The sequence below is a fragment of the Caulobacter sp. 17J80-11 genome (assembly GCF_014349105.1).
In the GTDB taxonomy this organism is placed as follows: domain Bacteria; phylum Pseudomonadota; class Alphaproteobacteria; order Caulobacterales; family Caulobacteraceae; genus 17J80-11.
Genome location: NZ_JACSJI010000002.1, coordinates 211,192 through 231,783 on the forward strand (window position 1 = coordinate 211,192; position 20,592 = coordinate 231,783).

18 protein-coding genes and 1 pseudogene are annotated in these 20,592 nt (G+C 71.1%); 12 read left to right on the top strand and 7 right to left on the bottom strand.

Going from position 1 to position 20,592, the window contains the following annotated elements:
• Positions 1-7 precede the first annotated feature (7 nt).
• Positions 8-982, bottom strand: a complete 975-nt coding sequence (locus H8B08_RS03455; RefSeq protein ID WP_187448817.1) for an alpha/beta hydrolase — start codon at positions 980-982, stop codon at positions 8-10.
• Between the two features lie 114 nt (positions 983-1,096).
• On the opposite strand from H8B08_RS03455, the gene lipA reads away from it, so the two are divergent.
• Both lipA and H8B08_RS03465 read left to right on the top strand, forming a co-directional pair.
• Positions 1,097-2,053 (top strand): lipoyl synthase, encoded by a 957-nt coding sequence (lipA, locus tag H8B08_RS03460; protein WP_187448818.1) that lies wholly within the window; start codon positions 1,097-1,099, stop codon positions 2,051-2,053.
• A pseudogene (locus tag H8B08_RS03465) lies at positions 2,053-2,499 on the top strand (type II toxin-antitoxin system RatA family toxin); the annotation flags it as partial. The gene lipA and the pseudogene H8B08_RS03465, both read left to right, overlap by 1 nt.
• Before the next feature lie 7 nt (positions 2,500-2,506).
• Here H8B08_RS03465 and H8B08_RS03470 read toward each other — a convergent pair.
• On the bottom strand, positions 2,507-3,046 hold the full coding sequence (locus H8B08_RS03470) for a CinA family protein (RefSeq protein ID WP_187448820.1): 540 nt from the start codon (positions 3,044-3,046) through the stop codon (positions 2,507-2,509).
• Between the two features lie 81 nt (positions 3,047-3,127).
• On the opposite strand from H8B08_RS03470, the gene H8B08_RS03475 reads away from it, so the two are divergent.
• On the top strand, positions 3,128-5,428 hold the full coding sequence (locus tag H8B08_RS03475; protein ID WP_187448821.1) for a spermidine synthase: 2,301 nt from the start codon (positions 3,128-3,130) through the stop codon (positions 5,426-5,428).
• On the opposite strand, the gene H8B08_RS03480 is transcribed toward H8B08_RS03475, so the two are convergent.
• Positions 5,397-6,539 (bottom strand): bifunctional 2-C-methyl-D-erythritol 4-phosphate cytidylyltransferase/2-C-methyl-D-erythritol 2,4-cyclodiphosphate synthase, encoded by a 1,143-nt coding sequence (locus tag H8B08_RS03480; RefSeq protein ID WP_187448822.1) that lies wholly within the window; start codon positions 6,537-6,539, stop codon positions 5,397-5,399. The two genes, H8B08_RS03475 and H8B08_RS03480, sit on opposite strands and share 32 nt — an antisense overlap.
• Positions 6,540-6,613: 74 nt before the next feature.
• On the opposite strand from H8B08_RS03480, the gene dusB reads away from it, so the two are divergent.
• The 7 genes from dusB to H8B08_RS03515 all read left to right on the top strand — a co-directional run bounded on the left by dusB (position 6,614) and on the right by H8B08_RS03515 (position 14,509).
• On the top strand, positions 6,614-7,624 hold the full coding sequence (gene dusB, locus H8B08_RS03485) for a tRNA dihydrouridine synthase DusB (RefSeq protein ID WP_187448823.1): 1,011 nt from the start codon (positions 6,614-6,616) through the stop codon (positions 7,622-7,624).
• Between the two features lie 63 nt (positions 7,625-7,687).
• Complete coding sequence (locus H8B08_RS03490; protein ID WP_187448824.1) at positions 7,688-9,910, top strand: PAS domain-containing sensor histidine kinase; 2,223 nt, start codon at positions 7,688-7,690, stop codon at positions 9,908-9,910.
• 7 nt (positions 9,911-9,917) lie between these two features.
• Positions 9,918-11,324 carry a sigma-54 dependent transcriptional regulator gene (locus tag H8B08_RS03495; protein ID WP_187448825.1) on the top strand — a complete coding sequence of 469 codons (1,407 nt, stop codon included), beginning with the start codon at positions 9,918-9,920 and terminating at the stop codon, positions 11,322-11,324.
• A complete protein-coding gene (locus H8B08_RS03500) occupies positions 11,324-12,187 on the top strand; it encodes a D-amino-acid transaminase (RefSeq protein WP_187448826.1) in 864 nt (287 codons plus the stop codon). The genes H8B08_RS03495 and H8B08_RS03500 overlap by 1 nt, the downstream gene beginning before the upstream one ends.
• Before the next feature lie 110 nt (positions 12,188-12,297).
• Entirely contained in the window at positions 12,298-12,549 is a 252-nt protein-coding gene (hfq, locus tag H8B08_RS03505; protein ID WP_163259699.1) for an RNA chaperone Hfq, read from the top strand.
• On the top strand, positions 12,546-13,883 hold the full coding sequence (gene hflX, locus H8B08_RS03510) for a GTPase HflX (protein ID WP_187448827.1): 1,338 nt from the start codon (positions 12,546-12,548) through the stop codon (positions 13,881-13,883). Before hfq ends, hflX begins: the two co-directional genes overlap by 4 nt.
• Before the next feature lie 164 nt (positions 13,884-14,047).
• Complete coding sequence (locus H8B08_RS03515) at positions 14,048-14,509, top strand: hypothetical protein (protein ID WP_187448828.1); 462 nt, start codon at positions 14,048-14,050, stop codon at positions 14,507-14,509.
• 110 nt (positions 14,510-14,619) lie between these two features.
• On the opposite strand, the gene H8B08_RS03520 is transcribed toward H8B08_RS03515, so the two are convergent.
• From H8B08_RS03520 to H8B08_RS03535, 4 genes are read right to left on the bottom strand one after another with little or no spacing between them, the layout of a single operon-like run.
• Positions 14,620-15,735 (bottom strand): serine hydrolase, encoded by a 1,116-nt coding sequence (locus H8B08_RS03520; protein ID WP_255500640.1) that lies wholly within the window; start codon positions 15,733-15,735, stop codon positions 14,620-14,622.
• Between the two features lie 52 nt (positions 15,736-15,787).
• Positions 15,788-16,633 (bottom strand): AraC family transcriptional regulator, encoded by an 846-nt coding sequence (locus H8B08_RS03525; RefSeq protein ID WP_255500641.1) that lies wholly within the window; start codon positions 16,631-16,633, stop codon positions 15,788-15,790.
• A 2-nt stretch (positions 16,634-16,635) separates the two neighbouring features.
• Positions 16,636-17,637 carry a porphobilinogen synthase gene (hemB, locus tag H8B08_RS03530; RefSeq protein ID WP_187448829.1) on the bottom strand — a complete coding sequence of 334 codons (1,002 nt, stop codon included), beginning with the start codon at positions 17,635-17,637 and terminating at the stop codon, positions 16,636-16,638.
• Between the two features lie 51 nt (positions 17,638-17,688).
• Positions 17,689-18,180, bottom strand: coding sequence for a hypothetical protein (locus tag H8B08_RS03535; RefSeq protein ID WP_187448830.1), 492 nt, complete (start codon positions 18,178-18,180; stop codon positions 17,689-17,691).
• Between the two features lie 95 nt (positions 18,181-18,275).
• Between H8B08_RS03535 and H8B08_RS03540 the strand changes: the two genes are divergently transcribed.
• Complete coding sequence (locus H8B08_RS03540; protein ID WP_187448831.1) at positions 18,276-19,415, top strand: isobutyryl-CoA dehydrogenase; 1,140 nt, start codon at positions 18,276-18,278, stop codon at positions 19,413-19,415.
• The gene (locus tag H8B08_RS03545) at positions 19,412-20,485 is read left to right on the top strand and encodes an enoyl-CoA hydratase/isomerase family protein (protein ID WP_222934282.1); all 1,074 of its coding nucleotides are present in this window, start codon (positions 19,412-19,414) and stop codon (positions 20,483-20,485) included. Before H8B08_RS03540 ends, H8B08_RS03545 begins: the two co-directional genes overlap by 4 nt.
• Positions 20,486-20,592: the final 107 nt, after the last annotated feature.

The window sequence follows — 20,592 nt, forward strand, 5'->3', positions numbered from 1 at the left end:
AGGTCTGTCACATCGCGTGATGAGACGCGGCGATACGTTCTTCGACAAAGCTTGTCACTTGTTTGAGCCAAACCGTTCTTGCGGAATCGGGGCCCAGGTGCGCTGCAGCCGGGCCGGCGGGCAGGGGCGCCGAGCGGCAGGCGGGGGCTTTGCGGCACAGCTCGACAGCGGCGGAATTCCCTTGCGGAGACAAGGTCAGGACGGGGAGGGCGACGCGCGCGGCGCCGGCCTCGACGTCCTCAACCGCCGTCTCCCGCGCGGCGATCCAGCCGCGCGAGGGCGAGCCCATGCGCAGGTCCGGATTGGCCAGTTGCCAGGCGTCGGGCAGGGCCGATCGCGCGCTCAGGTCGCGATCCGGCCGGGTCCAGCCCTTGCCGCCGGGGACCCTGAGGCCGCCGGTTCCGAATCGCGCGGCGTTCCGGTCGGCGGGCCTGGAGGTCACGTCGGGCGACCAGACGACCAGGCCGTCGACCCGTCCCAGGCCGTCCTCGGCCGCCAGCAGGGCGGGCAGGGCGCCCGAGCCGTAGGCGGCGACGACCACGTTGTCCGCGCCCGCCGGGCGGATCACGTCGGCGATCAGCGCCTTCAGCGCGGCGGCGTCCTTGTCGAAACCCTTCGAGCGGCCGACGTCGCGTCCCGGCCCGAACCGGCCCGAGCCGCCCTGGCCGGCGGCCTCCAGCACCCAGACGGTGTAGCCGCGCCGGGTCAGGTCGCGGACGGTTTCGAAATAGACCTCGGCGCTCTCGCCATAGCCCGGCAGGATCACGAGGTGGGCGCGGCGCACGCCGGCCGAAGCGGTCACGCCGTAGCGGACCGGGGGCGCGCCCTCGACCTGGATCGCACCCCAGGCCCAGCCGTCTGGCGGCCAAGCGCGTGGGCCGACCTGGGGCGGCGTGCGGGTCTCAAAGAACGGCTCGCGCCCGTCGCGGCCGCAGCCTGCGAGCGTGAGCGCGATCGTCGAGAGGGCGAGAAGCCGGCGCATCGGGCTTAGGTTAACGCGAACCGCGGCGCGTCGTCACGGCATAGCTATGCTTGCGCTCCCATGACGAAAGGACGACATAGGCGGCTCCGGTAAGAAGCGTCGGGCGAAGCTCTCATGGTCACGGTTATCGACACGGTCGCGCGCGAACTGCGCCACCCCGAGAAGCAGAACCGCCCCGACAGCCCCGTCCTGCGCAAGCCCGACTGGCTGCGCGTGCGCGCGCCCGGCTCCGGCCAGTACAACGAGACGCGCAACATCGTGCGCGAAAAGGGCCTGCACACCGTGTGCGAGGAGGCCGCCTGCCCGAACATCGGGGAGTGCTGGAGCCAGAAGCACGCCACCCTGATGATCATGGGCGACACCTGCACCCGCGCGTGCGCCTTCTGCAACGTCAAGACCGGCCTGCCGCAGGCCCTCGACCAGGAAGAGCCGGTCAAGGTCGGCCGGGCCGTGGCCGAGATGGGCCTGAACCACGTCGTGATCACCTCGGTGGACCGCGACGACCTGGCCGACGGCGGCGCGGCGCACTTCGCGGAGGTGGTGCGGCAGATCCGCCTGCAGGCCCCGAACACGACGATCGAGATCCTCACCCCGGACTTCCTGCGCAAGGACGGTGCGGCCGAGGTGGTGATCGACGCCAAGCCGGACGTGTTCAACCACAACCTCGAGACCGTCCCGCGGCTGTATCTGAAGATCCGTCCGGGCGCGCGCTACTACCACTCGCTGCGCCTGCTCGAACGCGTGAAGGAGCGTGATCCCTCCCAGTTCACCAAGTCCGGCATCATGGTCGGGCTCGGCGAGACCAAGGAGGAGGTGATGCAGGTGATGGACGACATGCGTTCCGCCGGCGTCGACTTCATCACCATCGGCCAGTACCTGCAGCCGACCCGCAAGCACGCCGCCATCGATCGGTTCGTGACCCCTGAGGAGTTCAAGGCGTACGAGGCGATCGCCCGCGCCAAGGGGTTCCTGATGGTGTCGTCCAGCCCGCTCACCCGCTCGTCGCACCACGCCGGCGAAGACTTCGCCAAGCTGCGGGCCGCGCGCGACGCCAAGCTCGCGGGCCGCTGATGGCCCAGCACCACGTCGAGCGCGTACTGCCGTACACGCCGATGCAGCTCTACACGCTGGTCGGCGACGTGCGGCGCTATCCCGAGTTCGTGCCGTGGATCACCTCGATGCGGGTGTGGAACGAGCACGTCGAACGGGAGGGCGTCAGCACCCTCGACGCGGAGGCCACGGTCGGCTTCTCGTTCCTGCGCGAGAAGTTCGCCACCCGCGTGCGCCGCGACAGCTCCGGCGAGGTGGAAAAGGTCGAGGTGTCGCTGCTGGCCGGCCCGTTCCGGCGGCTGTCCAACCGCTGGACCTTCGCGCCGCACCCGGTCGGCACCCTGCTGAAGTTCGATATCGACTTCGAGTTTCGCTCGAAGATGCTGGATATGATGCTGCAGGCCAATTTCGACCGGGCGGTCGCCAAGCTGATCGCCTGCTTCGAGAGCCGGGCGATGGCCCTCTATCCGCCGCTCACGGCCGCTCGACCGGCGGCCGCTCCGGCTTCCGAGACGTCTGCATTTCCCGCAAGCGCGCCAGCAGCAGGCTCAGCGCCAGCTTGACGGCGGCCTGACGCACGCGCTCGCGCCCGAGCGCACCGAACACTTCCATGCGATGGCGCGTCGAACCGCCGCGAAGGCTGGTGGCGAAGTGCACCAGTCCGACCGGCTTGAGCGGCGTGCCGCCCGTCGGGCCGGCTATGCCCGTGATCGACACCGTCAGGTCCGCGCGCGAGTTCGCCAGCGCGCCCTTGGCCATGGCGCGCGCCACCGGCTCCGAGACCGCGCCGACGTCGCCGATCAGCTGCGCCTCGACGCCCAGCAGCTCGGTCTTGGCCTCGTTGGAATAGGTGACGAAGCCGCGCTCCACCACGTCGGCCGAGCCTGAGATGGCGGTCAGCGCCCCGGCCACCAGGCCGCCGGTGCAGCTCTCGGCGGTGGCGATCTTCACGCCGGCCGTCTTGGCGGCTTCGAGCACCTCGTTGGCCAGCGCTACAATATCGTCGGGAAACATGGAAATGTCCGGAGTCGGCGGCGTCGGCAGGTAACGCCTTGGCGGCGCGCTTCGTTCTGAACCCACGTCGCAGGCTCTGCAATGACCGACGTCGCCCTGGACCGCCCCGCCGCGCGCACGGCCCCGGTGCTGTTCGCCCTGGCCGTGTTCACCAGCGCCAGCCTGGTGTTCGTGGTCCAGCCCATGGTCGCCAAGCTGATCCTGCCCAAGCTCGGCGGGTCGGCCGCTGTCTGGAACACCTCCATGGTGTTCTTCCAGGCGGCGCTGCTGGCCGGCTACGCCTACGCCCACGCCCTGCAGCGGGTGCGCTCGCTGCGCGCCCAGGTGGGCGTGCACCTGGCGGCCCTGGCGCTGGCGGCGCTGTTCCTGCCGTTGCGGGTCAGCGGCGTGCTGGGCGATCCGCCGCCCGACGCGCCGATCGTGTGGCTGCTGGGCGTGCTGGCCCTGTCGGTGGGGGCGCCCTTCGCGGTGCTGTCGGCCACCGCGCCCCTGCTGCAGGCCTGGTACGCGCGCGTCCGGGCCGGCGAGCCTGACGCGGCCAACCCCTACGTCCTCTACGCCGCCAGCAATCTTGGCAGCTTCCTGGCCCTGCTGGCCTATCCGGTGGTGCTGGAACCGCTGCTGCGCCTGCAGAGCCAGACCGCGGTCTGGAGCGGCGGTTATCTGGTGTTCGTGGTGATCATGCTGGGACTGGCGACCCTGGCGTGGCGCAGCCGCGACTCAGGCGTGTCGGACGAGCCGCTGGCCCGCTCCGAGCCGATCGCCTGGAAACGGCGGCTGGTGTGGCTGCTGCTGGCGGCCGCGCCGTCCAGCCTGATGCTGGGGGTGACCAGCTACCTGTCCACCGACGTGGCCTCGGCGCCCTTCCTATGGGTCGTGCCGCTGGCCCTGTACCTTTTGACCTTCGTCATAGCCTTCCAGGCCAAGCCGCTGATTTCGCCGAGGATCGCGCTGCTGGCCCACGCCGTGCTCTTGCCGCTGTGCGTGAGCTGGCTGCCGTTCAACACCAGCCTGCCGACGCCCATGCTGTTCGGCCTGCATCTGGCGACCTTCTTCATCACCGCCCTGGTCTGCCATCAGGCCCTGGCCGGGCGGCGCCCGCCGGCCGACCGGCTGACCGAGTTCTATCTGTGGCTGTCGCTGGGCGGCGTGGTCGGCGGCGCCTTCACCGCCCTGGTCGCGCCGGTGCTGTTCGACGTCGTGCGCGAGTACCCGCTGGTGCTGGTCCTGGCCGCCCTGGCCCGGCCGCGGGTGGCCGGCCCGCTGAGCCGCCGCGACTGGGTCCTGGCGGTGGTGACGGTTGCCGCCTGCGCCGTCGGGCCGGCCATGCTGGCGCTGCTCAAGGCCCACCCCGAACTCCAGCGGTTCTACGTCTGGAAGGCGGCGGTGATGCTCGGCCACGTGCTGCTCGCGGTCGCCGTCGTGTGCGTCCTGCTGGTCCGCGGCCGGCCGGTGCTGTTCACGGCCCTGCTGGCGGTCATGACGATTTCGGCCCACGGCCTGGCGGGCCAGTACGACTGGATCGAGAGCAAGCGCAGCTTCTTCGGCGTGTTGCGCATCGCGCGCTACGACGACGCCCGCTACGGCCCGGTGCACGTGCTGATGCACGGCTCGACCATGCACGGGGCGGAGATCGTCGATCCGCGGAACCGCTGCGTGCCCATGCTCTACTACGCCACCACCACGCCGATCGGTCAGGCGATGCTGAAGGTGCAGAACCATAAGCCGGCCGCTGTCGTCGGCGTGGTGGGCCTGGGGACCGGCACGCTGGCGGCTTACAAGCGCGCCGCCGACAGCCTGACCTATTACGAAATCGATCCGCTGGTGGAGCGCTTCGCGCGCGATCCGAACCGCTTCGGCTTCATCAGCCGCTGCGCCGAGGGGCCGGTCGGCGTGGTGCTGGGCGACGCGCGCCTGAGCCTGGCGCACGAGCCGGACGGCAAGTTCGACCTCCTGGTGATCGACGCCTTCTCGTCGGACTCGGTGCCCGTGCACCTGCTGACCGAGGAGGCCCTGCGGGGCTACCTGCGGGTGCTGAAGCCGGACGGGGCGGTGCTGCTGCACCTGTCCAACCGCAACCTGGAGATCACCACGCCGGCGATCGCCGCGGCCCGGGAAATCGGCGCGCCGGCCATGCTGTCGGCCTTCAAGGCGAGGGACAAGCGCTCGCCGATGATCGAGGCCTCGACCGAGGCCCTGATCGTGGCGCGCTCGGACGAGGGCCTGCGCGCGTTCCAGGGCGACAGCCGCTGGTGGGTTCCGCCGGCGACCGAGACCCGGGCGTGGACCGACGACTACACCAACCTGGTCGGCGCCATGTGGCGCGACATGAAGGCCGACGCCGAGGACGCTAGGAAGCGGGCAGCTCTAGAGTCGCGATAGCCTGGGCGGCCAGGCCCTCCTGGCGACCGGTGAAGCCCATGCCCTCGGTGGTGGTGGCCTTCACGCTGACAGCGTCCAGCGGCACGGCCAGGATCTCGGCCAGGCGGGCGCGCATGGCCTCGCGGTGCGGCTTCACCTTGGGCCGCTCGCAGATCAGGGTGACGTCGACGTTCAGGAGACGACCGCCGCGGGCGGTGACCAGGCCGACCGCGTGCTTCAGGAACAGGTCCGAGGGCGCGCCCTTCCACTGCGGGTCGGTGGGCGGGAAGTGGTCGCCGATGTCGCCGGCCCCGATCGCGCCCAGCACGGCATCGGTGATGGCGTGCAGGCCGGCGTCGGCGTCGGAGTGGCCGACCAGGGTCTGGTCGTGGGCGATCTTCACCCCGCACAGCCACACGCTCTCGCCGGGCCCCCAGCGGTGGGCGTCGAAGCCCTGGCCCACGCGAACCTGACGGGCCGCGCCCGCGAGCGCTTCGGCCATGGCGAAATCCTCCGGATAGGTCAGCTTCATCAGGCGCGGGTCGCCAGGGACCAGGCGCACAGTCCCCCCCGAGCGCTCCACCACGGCCGCGTCGTCGGTCGGCTCGGCGTCGCCGGGCCACATATCGTAGGCGGCGACCAGCCGTCCGTGGCGGAAGGCCTGCGGGGTCTGGGCCCGCCACAGGCCGTCGCGCGACACGGTCTCGATCACAGCGTTGTCGGCCCCGCGCTTCAGGGTGTCGGCGACCGGCAGGGCGGGGACCGCGCCGTCGGCCTCGGCCAGCGCCGCCAGCAGGGCCTCGACGTGGGCGCGCGTCACGAACGGCCGGGCCGCGTCGTGGACCAGCACCGCTTCGGCCGGGGCGGGCAGGGCGGCGAGGCCCGCCTGTACGGATAGAGCCCGGGTCGCGCCTCCGGCGGTGGTGATCCAGCCCGAAAGGCCCGCCAGCGCCTCGGCCGCGCGCGCTTCCTCGCCGGCCGGGGTGACCACCACGACCGCCTGCGCGCCCGCCGCCCGCAGCGCCTCGACCGACCAGCGCACCACCGGCTTGCCGGCCAGCTCGCGCCACTGCTTGGGACCGCCCGCGCGCGAGCCGGAGCCCGCCGCCACCACCACCGCGTTGAAGTTCATGGCCGGGTGAATAGGGCAACCGGCCGCGCGTGGCGAGGCTGGACGCGCGCGGCGCGCTCGGCGACAAGGCGCCGATGACGCGGACCTTTCGCATCGGAGACGTGGAGATCGCCGGCCGGGTGCTGATCGCGCCCATGACCGGGATCAGCGACCTGCCGTTCCGGCGGGTGGCCTCGCGCCTGGGCGCGGCCTACGTCGCCACCGAAATGGTCGCGTGCGCCGAGCTGGCCCGCGGCCGCCCCGACGTGGTCCGCCGCGCCGCCGTGGGCGAGGGCCTGCCGTTGACCGTGATCCAGCTGGTCGGCCGCGAGGAGCAGTTCCTGGCCTCCGGCGCGCGCATGGCCGAAGCCGCCGGCGCCGATCTGATCGACCTGAACATGGGCTGCCCGGCCAAGGAGGTCACGGGCGGCCTGTCCGGCTCGGCCCTGATGCGCGATCTGGATCACGCCGAGCGGCTGATCCGCGCGGCCGTGGGCGCCACCTCGCGCCCGGTCACCCTGAAGATGCGCCTGGGCTGGGACGACGCGTCCAGGAACGCCCCGGAGCTGGCGGCCCGCGCCGAAGCCTGCGGCGTCGCCGCCGTCACCGTGCACGGCCGCACCCGCCAGCAGTTCTACAAGGGCGTCGCCGACTGGGACGACGTCGCGCGCGTGAAGCAGGCCGTCGCCATTCCGGTGATCGTCAACGGCGACGTGGTCGACGCCGCCTCCGCCCGCGAGGCCCTGGCGCGCTCGGGCGCCGACGCGGTGATGATCGGCCGGGGAATCTATGGCCGCCCCTGGCTGGCGGCGGAGATCGAGCGGGCCCTGGCCGACGGGACGGAGATCGTCGAGCCGGGCGCGCAGGCGCGCCTGGCCATCGTGGTGGAGCACTTCCGCGAGAGCCTGGCCTTCTACGGCGCCGGCCTCGGCCTGAAGATGTTCCGCAAGCACCTGGGCTGGTACGTCGAGCAGGCCCCCTGGCCGGCCACCCCCGAAGCGCGACGCGAGGCCAAGGGGCGACTTTGTCGCATCGACGATCCGGCCGAGGTCGAACGCGCGCTGGCCCTTCTGTGGCTGGGGGACGGCGTGCGCGCGGCCGCCTGATCTGGCGCAACGCGGCAACATAGCTGTTGAATCTACGCCACAGTCTGTGCCTATCATGCGGCCATGCTGAATGCGTCTGCGCGCCGTCGTGCGCCAGCAGATCGCCCGCCCTTGCGGCGAAGGCTGACGCAGGTCTGGTCCTCGCCGGGACGGGCCCGAGCGGCGTTCGGCGTGGCCTACGCCTTGGCCGTGGTGATCACCGCCCTGGCCATCTGGTTGGTGGCCTCGGCGCCGGGCAGCGGCCCGATCGGGCCCGCCAGCCGGGTGCTGCTGCTGGTGCTCGGTTTCAACCTGCTGGTCATTCTGGGCCTGGCCGCGGTGGTCGGCTGGCGCGTGCTGCGTCTGGCGCGCGGACGCGCGTCCGACCCGGGCGCGAGGCTGCACCTGCGCTTCGTCACCCTGTTCGCGGCCGCGGCCGTCATTCCCGCCATCGTGGTCGCCCTGTTCTTCGGCGTGCTGGTCACCCGTGGGGTGGAGAGCTGGTTCAGCCAGAACGTCCGCACCGCCGTGGAGAACGGCGCCAGCATCGCGCGCACCTACCTGGTCGACGTCAGCCACGAGGTCAGCGACGACCTGCAGGCCATGTCGGGCGAAATGCAGCAGCTGCAGCCGATCTACGGCGACCGCCTGAGCTTCAGCCGGGCCCTGACGGGCCTGGCGGAATACCGCGGCTATTCCGTCTACCTGCTCGACCGCACCGGCCGGATCCTGGCGCGGGGCGAGACCGCCGACGCGTCGCCGTTCCTGGCCCCGCCGCCCTCGGCGTTCGACCGCGCCGACAGCGGCGAGACCCCGGCCGAGGTGACCGAGAAGCCGGACGCCGTGCGCGCCCTGTTCCCGCTGGAAGGCTATCAGGGCGCCTACGTCTACGTGGTGCGGCCCCTGAGCGACGGCGTGGTGGAGCGCCTGCGCAACTCCGAGCAGTCGGTGGTCGGCTACCGTGAGCGCGAAGCCAACCAGGAGCGCATCCAGGTCGCCTTCGTGCTGGCCTACGGCGAGACGGCCCTGCTGGTGCTGGTCGGCGCCGTGTGGCTGGGCATCACCGCCGCCGGCGCGATCGCCGCCCCGGTCGCGCGCCTGGTGCAGGCGGCCGACCGGGTGGCCGGCGGCGACCTGACCGCGCGCGTGGAGACCGACCGCGACCCGGAGGAGATCGCGGTCTTGACCCGCGCCTTCAACCGGATGACCAGCGACCTTCAGACCCAGCAAGGGGCGCTGAAGGCCGCCAGCGCCGAGGCGCAGGGCCGCCGCCGCTTCATCGAAACCGTGCTGTCGGGCGTCAGCGCCGGCGTCATCGGCCTGGACCCGAACGGCCGGGTGTCGGCGGTCAACCGCCAGGCGCTGGGCCTGCTGGCGCTCAAGGAAGCCGACACCCTGGGCCGGCCGCTGGCCAAGGTCGCGCCGGAGCTGGCCGAGGTGGCTTCGCACGCCGGCGAGGCCGACCGCGACGTCGACGTCACCCGCGGCTCGGAGACCCGACGCCTGCGCGTGCGCGCCACGGGCGGCGAGGGCGGGGTGGTCCTGACCTTCGACGACATCACCCGCCTGATCACCGCCCAGCGCAACGCCGCCTGGCGCGACGTGGCGCGGCGCATCGCCCACGAGATCAAGAACCCGCTCACCCCGATCCAGCTCTCGGCCGAGCGGCTGCGGCGCAAGTACCGCGGCCAGCTGACCGACGACCTGGAGACCTTCGACCGGTGCACGGACACCATCATCCGCCAGGTCGGCGACATCGGCCGGATGGTGGACGAGTTCTCGTCCTTCGCCCGCATGCCGACCCCGAAGTTCGCTGACGAGGACGCGGCCGAACTGCTGCGCCAGGCGGTGTTCGCCCAGCGGGTGGCCCAGGCCGACATCCGGCTGGAGCTGGCCGAGCCGGTGCCGGAGGTGCGGCTGGTGTGCGACGGGCGCATGGTCGGCCAGGCCCTGACCAACGTGCTGAAGAACGCCGGCGAAGCCGTCCAGGCGCGCCGCGCCGCGGATCCCGACGCGATCGGCGGCATGATCGCCCGCCTGGTGGTCGACGAGGACCAGGTGGCGTTCGTGGTGGAAGACGACGGCATCGGCCTGCCCGACAAGGATCGGGACCGGCTGACCGAACCCTATGTGACGACGCGGGAGAAGGGCACGGGCCTCGGCCTCGCGATCGTGAAGCGTATTTGCGAGGACCACGGCGGCGAGCTTCGGCTGGCCGACGCGGTCGAACTGTCCGGCGCGCGGGTCTCGCTGAATTTCCCGCGCGCGCGCAAGGGGGCGGCCCAGCCGCCCGCGGCTGTGGCTTGAGGGCGACATGAAGGCTGGTGGCGGGGCGGACATTCTGGTGGTCGACGACGAGGCGGACATCCGCGAACTCGTCGCCGGCATCCTGCAGGACGAGGGCTATGCGGTGCGCACCGCGGCGGACTCGGATCAGGCCCTTGCGGCGATCCGGGCGCGCAAGCCCTCGCTGCTGGTGCTCGACATCTGGATGCAGGGCGGGGGCCTGGACGGCCTGGAGCTGCTGGATCTGGTCAAGGAGCTCGATCCCGACCTGCCGGTGGTGATGATTTCCGGTCACGGCAACATCGAGACGGCGGTCAGCGCGATCAAGCGCGGGGCCTACGACTTCCTCGAAAAGCCGTTCAAATCCGACCGCTTGCTGCTGATTGTGGAACGCGCGCTGGAAGCCACCAACCTGCGTCGCGAAAACCGCCGCCTGCGGGTCAGGGCCTTCGTGCCGGACGGCCTGATCGGTCGCTCGGTCGCCGCCCAGCAGCTGCGCGCCACCGTCTCCAAGGTCGCCCCGGCCAACAGCCGCGTGCTGATCTCCGGCCCGCCGGGGTCCGGCAAGGAGCTGGTCGCGCGCCTGATCCACGACAACAGCCCCCGGGCGCGCAACGAGTTCGTCGCGATCAGCGCCGCCGGCATGACCCCGGAGCGCCTGGACGTCGAGCTGTTCGGCGAGGAGGGCGAGGGCGGCCGCCCGCGCAAGATCGGCGTGTTCGAACGCGCCCACGGCGGCACCCTCTATCTCGACGAGGTGGCCGACATGCCGCGCGAGAGCCAGAGCCGCATCTTGCGGGTGCTGGTCGAGCAGCGCTTCCGCCGGGTCGGCGGCGACAACGACGTGCAGGTCGACGTGCGGGTGATCTCGTCCAGCTCGCGCGACCTGCGCGAGGAGATCGCCGCCGGCCGCTTCCGCGAGGACCTGTTCCACCGCCTGAACGTGGTGCCCATCCGCGTGCCCGGCCTGGCCGAGCGGCGCGAGGACATCGCCGAACTGGTCGACTACTTCATCGAAGGCATCAGCGAGGCTCAGGGCCTGCCCAAGCGCAAGCTGGGCGAGGACGCGGTGGCGACCCTGCAGGTGCACGCCTGGCCGGGCAACGTGCGCCAGCTGCGCAACAACGTCGAACGGCTGCTGATCCTGGCCGCCGGCGATCCGGGCGAGACCATCACCGCTGAAATGCTGCCCTCCGAGGTGGCCCAGGCGGGCGCGGCCGGCTCGGTCGGGCCGGAGCGCATCATCGCCCTGCCGCTGCGCGACGCCCGCGAGGTGTTCGAGCGCGAGTACCTGGCCGCCCAGATCCTGCGTTTCGGCGGAAATATCTCGCGCACGGCCGCCTTCATCGGCATGGAGCGCTCGGCCCTGCACCGGAAGCTGAAGTCCCTGGGCGTCGCGCCCGCCCGCAGCGGCGAAGAATTCGAGGAGGAGTGATGTCGCGCGTCGCCTATGTGAACGGCCGGTTCGTCCCGCACGGTCAGGCCGTCGTCCACGTGGAGGATCGCGGCTTCCAGTTCGCCGACGGGGTGTACGAGGTCTGGGCCGTGTTCGACGGCAAGCTGGCCGACTATCAGGGGCACATGGACCGGCTGGACCGCAGCCTCGACGAGCTGCGCATCGGGCGGCCGATGACTCGCGCCGCGCTGACCTCGGTGCTGCGCGAGACCATCCGGCGCAACCGGGTGCGCGAGGGCATCGTCTATCTGCAGGTCACTCGCGGCACGGCCCGCCGCGATCACGCCTTCCCGAGCCCCGAGGTCGCGCCCAGCGTCGTCGTGACCGCCCGCTCGATGGACCCTGCCGTGGCCGAGGCCAAGGCGGCCAAGGGCGTGGCCGTGGTCACCACGCCGGAGAACCGCTGGGGCCGTTGCGACATCAAGACCGTGGGCCTGCTGCCCAACGCGCTGGCCAAGCAGAAGGCGCGCGAAGCCGGCGCGGCCGAGGCCTGGTTTGTCGACGAGCTGGGCTTCGTCACCGAGGGCTCTTCGACCAACGCGTGGATCGTCGACGCCGAGGGCGTGCTGCGCACCCGCGACACCCAGGCCAACATCCTGCGCGGCATAACCCGCCACGGCCTGCTGGCGCTGGCCCGCGAGGCCGGCCTGCAGGTGGCGGAAGGCCCGTTCACGGTGGATCAGGCCAAGGCGGCGAAGGAGGCGTTCTTCTCGGCCGCCTCGGCCTTCGTCATGCCGGTGGTGTCGATCGACGGCGCGAAGATCGGCGACGGCCGGCCCGGCCCGATCGCCACCCGCCTGCGTCAGCTCTACCTGGAAAACGCCCGGAACACGGCGGCCTGAGCGCCCGTTCAGATCACGCCGGTTGCGGGCGGGGCTCCGCAACGCTTAATTGCACTCATCTGCCCGTGTGTGTGGAAGCGCGGGGCTTCCAATAAGGAGGGGCGACCACCATGTCCCAAGACAAGAAACAGAATCTGCAAGACACCTTTCTCAACAGCGTTCGTAAATCGAAGACGCCGCTGACCATCTTCCTGGTCAACGGCGTGAAGCTGCAAGGCGTGGTCACCTGGTTCGACAATTTCTGCGTGTTGCTGCGCCGGGACGGACAATCCCAGCTTGTCTATAAGCACGCGATTTCGACCATCATGCCCTCCCAGCCGGTGCAGTTGTACGAACCGGAAACCGACAGCAGCGAAGATTGACCGAAAAGTTCGTGGACCGGCGGCCTGTGATCCAGGCCGCGGTCGTCATCCATCCTGAGTTCCCCGGCGAGACTCGCCTCCGCGATCCCGAAGCTCGGCTCCTGGAAGCCGTCGGCCTGGCCGAAGCGCTCGACCTCGAGGTCCGGGCGGCCGAGATCGCGCGCGTGCGTCGCGTCACCCCCGCCACCCTGTTCGGCTCCGGCCGGGTCGACGAAATCGGCGTTCTGGTCGAGAGCGTCGAGGCCGACCTGGTGGTCATCGACGACGCCCTGTCGCCGGTGCAGCAGCGCAACCTGGAGAAGGCCTGGAAGGCCAAGGTCGTCGACCGCACCGGCCTGATCCTGGAGATCTTCGCCCGGCGCGCCCGCACGCGCGAAGGCAAGCTGCAGGTCGAGCTGGCGCGGCTCGAGTACGAGCGCTCGCGCCTGGTGCGCACCTGGACCCACCTGGAGCGCCAGCGCGGCGGCCTGGGCAAGACCGGCGGCCCCGGCGAAACCCAGATCGAGCTCGACCGGCGCATCATCGCCGACAAGATCGTGCGGCTGAAAGCGGAGCTGGAGGAGGTGCGGCGCACCCGCACCCTGCACCGCGCCGCGCGCAAGCGGGTGCCGTTCCCGACCGTGGCGCTGGTCGGCTACACCAACGCCGGCAAGTCGACCCTGTTCAACCGCCTGACCGGGGCCGACGCCCTGGCCAAGGACATGCTGTTCGCCACCCTGGACCCGACGCTGCGCACCGTGCGCCTGCCCAAGGGCCGCCCGGCGATCATCTCCGACACGGTCGGCTTCATCTCCGACCTGCCGCATGAGCTGGTCGAGTCGTTCCGCGCCACCCTGGAAGAGGTCGGCGAGGCGGACGTGATCCTGCACGTGCGCGACGTGGCCGACCCGGACGGCGAGTCCCACGCCCGCGACGTCGAGACGGTGCTGTCGCAGATCCCGGTCGTGGAGGGGCGCCGGCAGGTGCTGCTGGAGGTTTGGAACAAGATCGACCTGCTGCCGCCCGAGGAGCGCGCCCCCGTCGAGGCCCGCGCGCTGCGCCGTGGCGACGCCGGCGGCCCGCCCGCCGTGGCGGTCTCGGCTGTCAGCGGCGAGGGGATCGAGGCGCTGCGGGCCATGATCGCCGACCTGGTCGACGACGCGCCGGAGGTCGAGACCCAGCTGCCGCCCGGCGACGGCGAGGCCCTGGCCTGGCTCTACCAGAACGGCCGGGTCACCGACCGCGAGGACGCCGAAGACGGCTCCATGCGCGTCGTGGTGCGGCTGGACGCCCAGGCCCTGGGCCGGTTCGAGCGGCTGTTCCCCGAAGCGCGGCTGCAGCACGCGGCGCAGTAGGCGGAGTCGTTTGAGTTCGACGCGAGTCGTGCGCGAAATCCCCGTTCGGTGAACTCGGGAGTGAGGCGATGGCGCGCGTTGAAACGGGCGGCGGAGGCGGTGGCGAGCGGGCCGTGCAGGAGCGGGAGCCTTCGATTTGGCCGCTTTGGCGAGAGCTCAAGGGCATGTTCTCGACCGCGAGCCTCGTGCCGTCCGCCCTCGTGACCCCGGGCTCCTGGGGGTACGCGGGGATCGACTTCGTCTCGGGGCTCCGCCGGAACGCGTCGACCCACAAGACCTTCGCCCTGCTGGAGGACGTTTCGGACGCCGACTTCGAGGCGCTGACCGCGCTGGCGGCCCTGAACGCGCGTCGCCAGGACCAGATGTTCCGCGTCGTCGCCCTCGGCTACGTCACCATTCCGATCACCCTGGTCGCGACCTGGGCAGAGATCGCCCCGGAGGGCGTGGCCGAACTCCTCCGCCAGAACACGCAGTTGGCGTGGTGGACGGTGTTCATCTTCACCTTTGGCGTCCTGGGCTACTTCGCCAGCTGGTGGCGTTCGCGCCAGATCGTGTCCGTGCTCGACCTGGTGAGGATCGAACGCCGGCTGTCGCCGTACACCGCCCTCGAACTGCGCGGCGACTGAGGAGCGACCCGGCCCTCGGGTAGGGAGGTGAACCGCGTCGCCACCCTGGCTGGCGACGCGGCCCGTCCCTCCCATGAAGGGGAGGAAGGCATCACGTCCTGTCTGTCTCGCTAGGGTTTGTCCACCACCGCCGGCAGGACGTGCTCGGTGACCAGCCGGTCGGTGATGCCGTGCGGGTTGCGCTCGTTGTAGTTGGCGGTGGTGATCACCACGGCCATGTCGAGCTCGGGGAAGGCCAGCACCTTGTTGCCGCCGGTGCCGTGCATGCCGAAGGTGCGCCAGTCGCGCCCGCCGGCGGCGAAGCTCTTCAGCCACCACAGGTAGCCGTACTCGACGCCGTCGTCGACGCGGGCCTTGGGCGTGATCGAGGCCTGCACCCAGTCGGCCGAGATCACCCGCTTGCCGTTCCAGACGCCGCCCTTCAGGTAGAGCTCGGGCATCTTCAGCAGGTCGCGGCTGCGCAGGCCGAGACCGCCCCCGCCCTGGGCCAGGCCGGTCGGCGCGAACTGCCATTCGGCGCCCTGGAACTGCAGCGGATCGAACAGGGCGGCCTTGGCGAAGTCCGGCAGCGGCCGGCGCACGGCCCGCTCGACCACGGCGCCTGCGGTGGTCACGCCGGCGGTGCAGTAGCTGAAGCTGCGGCCGTAGGGGGAATCGGCCGGCTTGGGGACCCAGGCCGGGAAGCCGCGGATCGGCAGGTCCAGGTAGAACTTCACCCAGTCCTCGATCAGGTACATGCGCTCCTCGTTGCCGCGCGAGAACTGGTTCTGGTCGTCGCACTCCAGCAGCGAGCTCATGGTCAGCAGGTCCTCGACCGTGATCGCGGCCTTCCGCGGGTCGGGGTTCTCGATCGGCCGCTTGTCCTTGAACCAGGAGAAGACGGGCGCCTTGGCCGAGGGCAGGGCCTTGCGGTCGACGGCGATCCCGGCCAGCGCGCCGGTGATGGTCTTGGTCACCGAGCGGGTGTTGCGCAGCGCGTCGCGGCCGCCGTCATCGAAGTACTGCTCGTAGACGATGCGCCCGTGGCGCTCGATCACCACGCTGGTCACCTGCTTGTAGCCGCCGGCCTTGATGGCGGCGGTCATGCGGTCCAGAGCCTCGACCGACAGGCCTTCCTGGGCGGCCGGGGCCTCGCGCCAGCCGTCGCCGGTCGTGGACGCTCCGGCCTGGGCCGCGCCGGCCAGCATCCACACGCCGACAGCCAGGGTGATCGCACGCTTCAACATTGCTCGCCTCGAAGGTCCCGGGAAAACACGCTCCTGCGGCAGAGCTAGCCGATCAGCGGCGGGCGGGTCTTGTAAGCATCGAACCTGACGGGTTCAGCACGCGGCGATACTCGCCCGGCGTGGCCCCGAACACCGCCTGGAAAGCGTGGGTCAGGTGGCTCTGGTCGCAGAAGCCGGTCTCCGCCGCGATCTGGCCGAGCGGCGTGCGGGTGCGGGCCAGCAGGTCGGCCGCCCGCTCGACCCGGCGGCGGCGTGCGTATTCGGCCGGCGTGCAGGCCAGGTGGCGGCGGAAGGCGCGGGCCAGATAGACCGGGTGCACGCCCACCTCGGCGGCCACCGCGGCGACGCCGCCGGCGGGCGGGGCCTCGGTCAGCAGATCGCGGGCGCGGGCGAGCCAGGAGGGCGCCGAAGCCGACGCGCGCTCGTCGGTGGCGGCGCCGACCAGTTCCAGGCAGAGGCTCTCTAGGGGTTCGGGGCTGGGCTCGTGGCGAACCGCGCGCAGCAGCCGCCACACCCCGGCGTAGGCGTCGGGGCGGCGCAGCCGCACGGCCGAGCGCGGGGCCCGGTCGGCCCAGTCCAGCGCGGCCAGCGTTTCCGCCGGCATCGACACGGCCAGGAAGCGGCCGAGGCCCGGGCCGAAGCAGTCGCGGTGCGCGGTTCCGGGCGGGTTGTAGATCACCAGCGGCGAGGCCGGCGCGTCGTCGGCCCCGTCGGCGGTGGACAGGTAGCGACCGCGGGTCACGAAGATGAAGTGCGCGTCGCTGTGCACGTGATGCTCGATCTCGTGCTCGGGGACGGTCGCCTCCCGGTCGGTGACGCGGAAGGCGCCGGCCGTCCGCTCGAGGTCGGCGGCGCCGTAGAACACCCCGTGGGCGAGCGTGGCGACGCCGCCGGACATGCTCAGGCGCCGAGCAGCTTCGACGCGGTGGGCGCGAAATAGGTGACGATGCCGGCGCAGCCGGCGCGCTTGAAGGCGGTCAGGCTCTCCAGCACGGCGCGGTCGTGGTCCAGCCAGCCGTTCTTCACCGCCGCCTGGATCATCGCGTACTCGCCCGACACCTGGTAGGCGAAGGTCGGCACCCGGAAGGTCTCGACCACGCGCCGGACGATGTCGAGGTAGGGCATGCCCGGCTTCACCATCACCATGTCGGCGCCCTCGGCCAGGTCCATGGCGACCTCGCGCAGGGCTTCCTCGGTGTTGCCCGGGTCCATCTGGTAGGTCTTCTTGTCCCCGCTCAGCGCCCTGGCCGAGCCGACGGCGTCGCGGTACGGGCCATAGAAGGCGGAGGCGTACTTGGCGGCGTAGGACAGGATCAGCGTGTCCTTGTAGCCCTCGGCCTCCAGCACCTTGCGGATGCAGGCGACGCGGCCGTCCATCATGTCGGACGGGGCGACGATGTCGGCCCCGGCGCGGGCCTGGGCCACGGCCTGTTCGGCCAGCCGCTCGATGGTCGAGTCGTTGTCGATGCGGCCGTCGATCAGCAGGCCGTCATGGCCGTGGTCGGTGTAGCAGTCCAGCGCCACGTCGCACATGACGCCGATCTCCGGCGCCGCGTCCTTGATCGCCTTGACCACGGTCGGCACCAGGCCGGCCGGATCCTGCGCCTCGGTGCCGAACTCGTCCTTCCGGGCCCCGTCGATGTTCGGGAAGATCGCGACGGCCGGAATGCCCAGGTCGCGGGCCTGCAGCGCCGCTTTGACCGCCTCCACCACGTTCAGCCGGTCGACGCCCGGCATGGACGGCACCGGAATACGCGGCTCCTCGCCGTCGTGGACGATGAGCGCCCAGATGAAGTCCGACGGCGACAGCTCGGTCTCGCGGGTCAGGCGACGGATCCAGTCGGCCTGGCGCAGGCGGCGGGGACGGAGCGCGGGGTAGGGGGCGAGCGGAAAGCTGGTCATGGCGGGGCTTCTAGCACCGTAGCGCGGGCGGGAAACCCGGTTTGGCGCGGCTCAGGCGCCGGACCGCCCGATCGCCTGGCCGTTGGCCAGCCGCACCACGCCGAAGATCGACGCCGCCATCATCCACAGGCTGCCGATCGCGGTGATCACCAGGCCCACCACCATGCCGATGATGCTGGCGGCGTGGAACTGGAAGTCGCTCCCCTCGACGGCGGCCACGTTCCAGGCGTCCCAGCCCTCGCCGTGATGGGTCGTCGCCTGGAACACGTCGTTGATGAAGGCGCCCAGGCCGAACAGGAAGGCGATCGCGCCGACCGCCGCGATGGCCACCGAGATCCAGAACACCTTGATCTGGAAGTCGTAGTGGGTGCGCGTCACCGCCTGGGCCTGAGCGCGGCGCACATAGGCCACGATCACCCCGACCAGGCCCGTGAAGCCGAACACGAACGGCGCGACGAACATCAGGGCGTAGACGAGGAACGCGAGGTTGCGGTCGTCGCTCGACGCGGGCGGGGCGTGTCCGGTAGAGACCGTGTCCGACATCTCGGGCGCTCCTGGTTCGCATAACAAATGCGACTAAAGCGCCTGCATCTCAACACCTTCGGCTTCGAGAGCCGAGCTTACGGGTACGACGACCGATGGATTTCAGCCTGACCGAAGACCAGCGCGCCATCCAGGACGCGGCGCGCGCCTTCGCCGAAGCCGAGCTGGCTCCCCACTCCGCCGAGTGGGACGAGACCAAGCATTTCCCCGTCGACGTGATGCGCAAGGCGGCCGAACTGGGCTTCGCCGGCATCTACGTGCAGGAGGAGCACGGCGGCTCCGGTCTGTCGCGCCAGGACGCGGCGATCATTTTTGAAGAGCTGGCCCGCGGCGACGTCTCCACGGCGGCCTTCATCTCGATCCACAACATGGCCAGCTGGATGATCGACCGGTTCGGCTCGGACGCGCTGCGCGCCAAGTACGTGCCGCGGCTGACCACCATGGAGCTGATCGCCAGCTACTGCCTGACCGAACCGGGCTCGGGCTCCGACGCGGCGGGCATGCGCACGACCGCGCGGCTCGAGGGCGACCACTACGTGCTGAACGGCTCCAAGGCCTTCATCTCCGGCGCCGGCACCAGCGACGTCTACGTCGTCATGTGCCGCACGGGCGGGGAGGGGCCGAAGGGCGTCTCGGCCATCGTGGTCGACAAGGACACGCCCGGCCTGTCGTTCGGCGGCCAGGAGAAGAAGATGGGCTGGAACAGCCAGCCCACCGCCCAGGTGAACTTCGACGAGTGCCGCGTGCCGGTCGAGAACCGCATCGGCATGGAAGGCGACGGCTTCCGCATCGCGATGATGGGCCTGGACGGCGGCCGGTTGAACATCGCCGCCTGCTCGCTGGGCGGGGCGCAGCTCGCCCTCGAAACGGCCAAGGCGTACATGGAGACCCGCAAGCAGTTCGGCAAAGCGCTGAAGGACTTCCAGGCGCTGCAGTTCAAGATCGCCGACATGGCCACCAGCCTGGAGGCGGCGCGCCTGATGGTCCACCGCGGAGCCTGGGCGCTGGACAACCGTCACCCGCAGGCGACCCAGTTCTGCGCCATGGCCAAGCGCTTCGCGACCGACGCCGGCTTCCAGGTGGCCGACGACGCCCTGCAGCTGCACGGCGGCTACGGCTACCTGCGCGACTATCCGCTGGAGCGCATCGTGCGCGACCTGCGCGTGCACCGCATCCTGGAAGGCACCAACGAGATCATGCGCGTGATCACCGCGCGGGAGATGTTCCGCCAATGACCGACGTCCTGATCGACGAAGCCCCGGTCCTGACCCGCGTCGAGGGCCGGGTCGGGCGCATCACGCTGAACCGGCCCAAGGCGATCCACGCCCTGACCGACGAGATGTGCCGCCTCATGACCGAGGCGCTGCTGGCCTGGAAGGACGACGCCTTCATCGAGGCGGTGATCCTCGACCACGCCGGCGAGCGCGGCTTCTGCGCCGGCGGCGACATCCGCATGATCGCCGAGAGCGGCAAGACCGACGCGGCGGAGGCCAGGGCGTTCTTCAAGACCGAGTACCGGCTGAACCACCTGCTCTACGTCTATCCGAAGCCGGTGGTCGCCTTCGTCGACGGCATCGTCATGGGCGGCGGCGTCGGCATTTCGGATCCCGCGAAGTACCGGGTGGCCACCGAGCGGACGACCTACGCCATGCCGGAGACCGGCATCGGCCTGTTCCCCGACGTGGGCGGCGGCTGGTTCCTGCCGCGCATGCCGGGCCAGACCGGGATCTGGCTGGCCCTGACCGGCGCGCGCCTGAAGGCGGCCGAGTGCCTGAGCCTGGGCATCGCCACCCACTTCGTGGAGAGCGCGAAGCTTGACGCGGTGAAGGCCGCGATCGTGGCCGAGCCGGGCCGCATCGCCGACATCCTGGCCGACGCCGGCGGCGACGCCGGCCCGTCGAAGCTGGCCCCGCACCGGGCCGACATCGACCGGCTGTTCGCCCACGACACCATGGAGGCGATCTTCGCCGCCCTGGAGGCGGACGGTTCGGAATGGGCGGCCAAGGAGCTGGCCACGCTGAAGACCAAGTCGCCCCAGTCGATGAAGGTGTCGCTGCGCCAGATGCGGGTCGGCGCGACCCTGGGCTCGTTCGCCGAGAACATGGCCATGGAGTACCGCCTGGGCGGCCGGGTGGTGCGCAGCCACGACTTCCAGGAAGGCGTGCGCGCGGTGATCGTCGACAAGGACAACGCGCCCAAGTGGTCGCCGGCCGAGCTGGCCGGCGTCACGGAAGCCGCGGTCGACGCCTTCTTTGCTCCACTGCCGGCGGACGAGGAATGGACGCCGCTGCCGGGCCTGGGCTGATCGGAAGCTGATGAGCCGGGTTCGTCGCAGGACGCCTGTGGCGTAACCCGGTTCTACTGCTAAGCTCCGCCCCCGAACGGCTCCCGAACGCGCGAGCCGATTTCGGG